This window comes from Thiohalocapsa sp. (assembly GCF_019695415.1).
Taxonomy (GTDB): domain Bacteria; phylum Pseudomonadota; class Gammaproteobacteria; order Chromatiales; family Chromatiaceae; genus Thiohalocapsa.
In genome coordinates this window covers 1-4,803 of record NZ_JAIFKJ010000658.1, presented here as the reverse complement: position 1 = coordinate 4,803, position 4,803 = coordinate 1, and the positions used below count along the sequence as shown (strand labels likewise).

Here is a 4,803-nt window from a genome sequence, read left to right as displayed (position 1 = left end):
GGCGGCCCGCCGGGGGTGACCGCGCGCAGGCCACGGGCAAGGCCGCGGTGGGGGGGGAGGGCGATGCAGCGCACCCGCTCGCGATCCAGCAGGCTCGCAACCTCCAGCACCATCTCGTCGTCAGGACCTGGCCGCAGTGCCTGATTGCGCACCGGCAGCGGCGGCGGGAAGCGGACGTCGACGACGCTGCCGCGGACCGAGATCACGCGGCCCCTATGGGCTTGCGATGGCGCCTGGGAGGACGGCTGCGGGGACGAAGGCTGCCGGGATGACGTCTCCGGAGGCGAGTGCATGATGTTGGCCTGCGCTGGCGACGGCATAAGAACCAAAGCTGTCACGGGCCTGCCACGGCCGCGGGCATGTCCTCGATGGACAGGACATGCGTATCGCCCGGCTGCAGCGTCAGGGTGCGCTCGCCAACCTGCAGACGAATCGCGCCCAGGTGTGCCGAGACGGCACGGATGTTCAGCTCCGACCGACTGATGTCGAGCGCGAGGGTCTGACCGCGGAAGCGCAAGCGGATGCGCAGCCGTGCGAGCTCCTCGGGCAGTTGCGGATTCAGCCACAACCGGCCGTCGCGTATCTCGATGCCGGTGTAGCAGCGCTGCATCAGGTCGACTGTACCAGCCATGGCGCCCAGATGAATGCCCTCCGACGTCGTGCCGCCCTGGATGTCGGCGACGTCGCTCTCGATGGCCTCGGTGAAGAGCTGCCAGGAGCGCGGGCGGTCCGAGCGTGCCAGCACCCAGGCGTCGACGACGCGGCTCAGTGTGGAGCCATGGCTGGTGCGCGCGCCGTAGTAGGCGACGTTGCGCGGGATCATGTCCGGGTCGAAGTCGTAGCCGAGGCGCTCGAACAGCCGCTCCAGTGCCTCCGCGGAGAGCAGGAAGAACAGCATCAGCACATCCGCCTGCTTGGTGGCCTGGTAGTGGTTCGGCGAGTCGCCTTCGGCTTCGAGAATGCGGTCCAGGCGCTGGATGTCCCCGTACTGGTTGCGGTAATGCTCCCAGTCCAGCTCTTCGAGCTGCTCGAAGCCCTCGAACTGGCTGATGATGCCGTCGCCATGAAAGCAAATGCGCAGCTTGCGGCTCACGGCATCCCAGTGGTCGAGCTCTTCCGGCGTGATGGCGAGCTGCTCGACGAGCTCGTCCCACCGCTCCCGCGGCAGGTGCTGCGGCAGCTCCAGCGCGCGGCAGAGCACCCAGGCCGCCATCACCGTTGTATAGGCGTGGTTGTCGAGGCCGGGCTCGCTCCGGTGCGGGTAGCGGGTGTGGAATTCGTCGGGGCCGACGACGCCTTTGATCTCGTAGCGGCCGAGGGTCTGGCTGAGCTCGGCCTTGCTGGCCCAGAAGCGGGCGATCTCGAGCAGCATCTCCGCGCCGAAGAAGGACAGGAACTCCCGATCCCCGCTGGTCTGGTAGTACTGCCAGAGGTTATAGGCGATGGCCGAGTTGACGTGGCGCTGCAGGTGCGTCTCGTCCGGCGTCCAGTGCCCTGAGCGCGGATTCAGGTGCAGCCGCTGGCTCTCCTCGCGGCCATTGCTGCCGGACTGCCAGGGGTACATGGCGCCGCGGTAGCCGGCCTCCCGCGCTGCCGCGCGGGCGGCATCCAGGCGCCGCCACCGGTACAGCAGCAGCGAGCGGGTGATCTCCGGCAGGCGCAGGTCCAGGGTCGGGAAGATGAACAGCTCGTCCCAGAAGATGTGCCCGCGGTAGGCCTCCCCGTGCAGCCCACGGGCCGGCACGCCGACATCCAGGTCCATGACGCGCGGCCCCGCGGTCACCAGCAGGTGGAACAGATGCAGGTGCAGGATGGCCGCCGTGCGCCCGTCGTCGTCGTCGGTCAGGGTCAGCTCCAGATCGAAGCGGCGCCAGAGCTGGCGCCACATGAGCGCGCTGCTCGCCAGCAGGGCGTCGAAACGGGGCGCTTCCGCCGCGGCCTTGCGCGCCTCGAGCCCGCATTCGCTGATCGCTGCGTCTCGGGAGGTGTAGAGCGCGACGATTTTCTCGATCACCACCGGCTGACCGGCATCGAGCTGCAGGTCGAAACGCTGGCCGATGTAGTCCTCATGCTGCGTCAGGCTCGGCGCAGCCTCCAGCCGCTGGTCGTGGTGGAAGAGCTGGGTGCGGGCGGCGAGCGCGAGCTCCAGGCGCGACTGGCGCGTGCGCACCTTGAGCCAGAGTCCATCCTCGCCGACGGCGTCGGTGCCGAGCGGCTCGAGATGGCGGCCCGTCAGCCCCTGGTCGCGCTCGCCGCCGTTGTTCTGGACGCTGCCGTCCAGGGCGCTTTCGATCGTGACGGCGCCGGACCAGTCGACGGCCGTGAGCGTGGTCTCCAGTGCCGCCAGGTGGTGCAGCGCCATGTGCACCAGCCGGCGCTGGCGCAGCTCCGTGGTCCGGCCCTTGGCATCGCGGAAGCGGACATCGCGTGTCAGGACGCCCCGGCGCATGTCCAGTGACTGCTCGAAGGACAGGATTTCCACGTCGTCCAGCGAGAAACGGCTGCCATCGTCGAAGGCGAGCCTGAGCACCAGCCAGTTGGGCAGGTTGACCAGGTCCTCGTTCTCGACCATGCGGCCCTGCACATCGCTCTCGGCACGGTTGTAGCCGCCGGCGAGGTAAGTGCCGGGGTAATGGTGCTCGGATGCGTCGGACTCGGGCGCCGCGCCGCGGGTGGCGAAGTACCCGTTGCCCAGTGTGCAGAGTGCCTCCCGCAGGCGCTCCTGGTCAGGATCATAGGCATCGTAATGCCAATGCCATTCACTCATGTCCCGGGCCCCGGGTTCTCGTAGATCCCGACGATGCGGCTTTGCGCGATGACGTTTGCCGCGTACTTGCGCAGGAAGCTGTCGCGGTCGGGCGTACCGTCCACGGCCGTGTCCAGCGCATACAGCCAAAAGTAATAGTGGTGCGGGCCGTGTGCTTCCGGCGGCTGTGGTCCGCCCCAGCCGATGTCGCCGTAGTCGTTCGGCCCCGGACGGAACGCATCCTCTCCGTTCATCGGGATCTGCTGCGTGTCCGCTGGGATACCGTATAGCGTCCAGTGCGTGAAGCCGGCGGGCCTGGGTGCATCCGGGTCGTGGCAGATCACCGCCAGCTCTACCGTGCCCTCCGGCACGCCGGTGATGATGAGCTCCGGCTGATCGTTGGCGCCGAGCTTGGCATAGCGCTGAGGGATGGACGTACCGGTGGCGAAGGCGGGTGATGTCAGCTTCATGGCGTCGGCTCCTGACTCGGCTGCACAGGTTCGGCTGCACAGGTTTGGCTGCCCGGGCTTGACTGTCTGGCGGTGGAGATCCGGCTGATGATACGCCGCGGGCTCTGCGCCTACTCGGCCTGACCTGATTGGACCTGACCGGCCACCCGCGCGCCGGCGCCACGCGCGCAGGCGATCTGCCTGCCCAATGGTTTCTTCAACAAACTCCGAGCAAATCCGGGGCCATCTGCGCAGATCGTCGCGATCACCGCCGGCATGGCGCCCGACGGCCGCGAGCCGGCCGGGTGCGGCCGTGACGTGATGACGAAACCCGTTTCGATGTGGCAAGACAAGGCTCGGCCAGAAGGACGAAAAGAAGACGCTCGCGCAGAGACGCAGAGACGCCAAGGAAGAAAGAGTGTTGCTCGATGTGCCCAGTGCGCTTCTCCGCTCTTTCTCTTCTTCTCTGCGCCGTTGCGTCTCTGCGCGAGACATCTTCTTCTTGTGTCGTCTGCGTGACGCGGCGCTTGCGGATGTACATTATCCTGCGGCCGCATCCGGCCGGCCTCCGATCCGCTCCAGGGTGGTGGTTTTGAGCCGCTACCGGCGCAAGTCCACCGACCAGGGTGCACCGCGGTCCGTGATCGCCCGTCTTCAGGAGAGGCAGGATGACTGACATCCCCCAATTGTCGGTCCCGAGGCAGAAGATCTGTTAAGCCATCGGTGTCAGCGCATCGATCAGAATCGCTTGGGAGGTGCTGATTTATTGGGCAGGATGGCCGATGAATCGGTGCCCCCAAGCCGAGAGCGTCCGGCCCCCGCTGGGCCACTAGCTCCGCCGGTCCCGCGACCGGACCATCCGGCGCCCGGGCATCGAGACCCTCGCGCTGCCAGCGCCGTTGCCCACAGAGCTGCCCACCGCCGCCTCCGGCGACATCGCGGCTGCCCGGGTGGGATGCGTCGCCTCCAGCGCTCGACCACACGCACGCAGAGACGCCCAATCAACGTCACGCGTACCAGCCGATCGCGCCAGGTCAACCAGCAATGGTTGCAGCGCATCCACGGTTTGGCGAAACTGCCAATCGGTTAATTGATTGTCACGTGCGTACCGAGGAAAGAACGCCGTGATCTCCGCCGCCGGGCACCTTGAACAATGCCCTCAAACAAGCCGGTCTGAAATGAGGTACATCCAAGTGCGCTACACCGTGATACTAGAACAAGGTCCAGCGAGCGTTGGTGCATATGTGCCAGACCTTCCAGGGTGCATTGCTGCGGGCGAAACGAAAGCAGAGGCGCTTGAGCTCATAACGGAAGCAATCGAACTGCACATGGAAGATCTTAGAAGACGTGGCGAGGAGATTCCTCGGCCTACCAGCGTCTTCGAGACTGTTGACGTGGCGGCATAACCTCGCCCAACAATCGGCTCGGCCCGACCGCCCCTTGCCGCGCCGTCGCTTCGCTTCCGGCGCGGCAACTAGTCTGACACAGGGGCTGGCGGGCCAGCCTTGACGGTCAGCCCTCGGAGGATACGCACAAAGTCTCGCTTCAAGACGTGCTAAGGAGATGCTGATTTATTGGGCATCCTGCCCAAAAATCAGACGGAGCCGG

General features: G+C 66.5%; 2 protein-coding genes and 2 pseudogenes. 1 reads left to right on the top strand and 3 read right to left on the bottom strand.

Going from position 1 to position 4,803, the window contains the following annotated elements; all coding sequences use genetic code 11:
* The 3 genes and pseudogenes from I6U14_RS17970 to I6U14_RS17960 form a co-directional block, all read right to left on the bottom strand.
* Positions 1 to 206 (bottom strand): annotated as a pseudogene (locus tag I6U14_RS17970) (F0F1 ATP synthase subunit beta); the annotation flags it as partial.
* 128 nt (positions 207 to 334) lie between these two features.
* Positions 335 to 2,737 (bottom strand): annotated as a pseudogene (locus I6U14_RS17965) (glycoside hydrolase family 65 protein); the annotation flags it as partial.
* A 26-nt stretch (positions 2,738 to 2,763) separates the two neighbouring features.
* Positions 2,764 to 3,216 (bottom strand): YbhB/YbcL family Raf kinase inhibitor-like protein, encoded by a 453-nt coding sequence (locus I6U14_RS17960; protein WP_296901220.1) that lies wholly within the window; start codon positions 3,214 to 3,216, stop codon positions 2,764 to 2,766.
* 1,172 nt (positions 3,217 to 4,388) lie between these two features.
* Here I6U14_RS17960 and I6U14_RS17955 point away from each other — a divergent pair.
* Positions 4,389 to 4,601, top strand: a complete 213-nt coding sequence (locus I6U14_RS17955) for a type II toxin-antitoxin system HicB family antitoxin (protein WP_296901224.1) — start codon at positions 4,389 to 4,391, stop codon at positions 4,599 to 4,601.
* Positions 4,602 to 4,803 lie beyond the last annotated feature (202 nt).